This is a genomic window from Paraburkholderia ginsengiterrae (genome assembly GCF_001645125.1).
Taxonomy (GTDB): Bacteria; Pseudomonadota; Gammaproteobacteria; order Burkholderiales; family Burkholderiaceae; genus Paraburkholderia; species Paraburkholderia ginsengiterrae.
Genome location: NZ_LXKA01000009.1, coordinates 1 through 1,572, shown reverse-complemented (window position 1 = coordinate 1,572; position 1,572 = coordinate 1). Strand labels below are relative to the sequence as shown.

At 64.3% G+C, this 1,572-nt stretch carries 1 protein-coding gene and 1 pseudogene; both read right to left on the bottom strand.

Annotated elements, in window-relative coordinates:
- A partial coding sequence (locus tag A6V37_RS00085; RefSeq protein WP_157447839.1) for an FAD-dependent oxidoreductase occupies positions 1-652 on the bottom strand: 652 nt, incomplete at its 3' end.
- A 393-nt stretch (positions 653-1,045) separates the two neighbouring features.
- Positions 1,046-1,572: pseudogene (locus tag A6V37_RS00080) on the bottom strand (MFS transporter); the annotation flags it as partial.

The following is a 1,572-nucleotide window of genomic DNA, read 5'->3' as shown; positions in this document are numbered from 1 at the left end:
CATCCACGATGGCAAGCGTGTGCTTGCCGGTGTGGACCTGCACGCCCAACTCCTCGATCTTGCTGCGCAGAACCCGTCCGCCGCCTTCGTCGACCTGCACCGCCATCAGCCGCGGGGCGAACTCGACAACATGCGCAGCCAGTCCCATGTCATGCAGCGCCTTCGCGCATTCCAGCCCCAGCAGGCCACCGCCCACCACGACGCCCGACTTGGCGCGCGCGCCGCACGCCTGCATCGCTTCGAGATCTTCGATGGTGCGATAGACGAAGCAGTCCTGACGATCGCTGCCTGCCATCGGTGGAACAAACGGCGACGAGCCGGTGGCGAGCACCAGTTTGTCATAGGAAAGCGTCTCGCCAGTGGAGAGGCTCACCGTGCGGGCCTCCCGGTCGATCAAGAGCGCCTTCGTGTCGAGCTTGAGCAGCACGTTCTCGCGCTCGAAGAAGCCGGGCTTGACGAGCGACAGGTCCTCCGCCGACTTGCCCGAAAAGAATTCGGACAGATGCACGCGGTCATACGCGGGGCGCGGCTCCTCGCACAACACCGTGACGTGCAGCGCGGCTCGCGCGTCGTCGAGCAGACATTCAAGCAGCTTGTGCCCCACCATCCCGTGGCCAATGACGACAACGTTCGTGACGGGGGTTTCAGCCATTTCCGACTCGGTTCGCGGCATGATTTTTCGTCCGGCAAATAAAAAGGCGTCCCGCGGATGCAGTCGACAGATGACTGAATTCGAGGGACGCCGTTGTCCAAAAACCAAAGAGTTAAAGCGTGACGCTTTGCTGCGGGCTGGCCGGATCATCGTTGATCCGCTGGCTTGAGTTACGCAAAGACCATGCCATAACAGGGCAACTCATTGACGGCCCGCCCAGCATGGTCAACAAGCGTATTGCGAGGCGCGTCCATCGAAAATGACTTGATGCAATTTGATGCGGCGGGGCACAGTCGTGGTGCGGCGCAGCACTCTCACCGTGCAACGCGCTGCGCCAATCTCAGCGGCTGCATGGCAGGGATAGCGGCTTGCCGCACGCGCCGGCATGGGTCGTCAGTTCGCCAAACCATTGGTGCCGGCCACAGTCAGCGCGTGCTCGCGCAGCGCCGCTTCGCGTGCCTTGTGTTCATGGCTGAAGCGCACTGCCAGCGCGCACAACGCGGACAGCGTCACCAGCATGCCGAGCAGCGCGAGTGTCTGCTGCACGCTGCCGACGCCTTTCATCAGGAAGCCCGCCGCCACCGCGCCGACATTGCCACCGGCGCCAATCACGCCCGCGACCCCGCCCAGTGCCTTGCGGTCGATGAACGGCACTAGCGCGTAGGTCGCGCCACAAGCCATGTGCGTGAACAGGCCGAAAACGGGCATCGAGGTCACGGCCAGTGCGACGCTGTTCGCGTGCGAGAAACACACGAGGCCCAGACCCTCGCCGACGATCAACCCGAACAGTAACGTCGCGCGGACGTCGAGGCCGCGGCGCGCGGCGGCCTTGTCCGACAGCCAGCCACCCAGCGCACGGGCGAACAGGGCGAGCAGACCGAAGCTGCCGGCGGCAATGCCTGCCGCCTTGAGCGACAGAT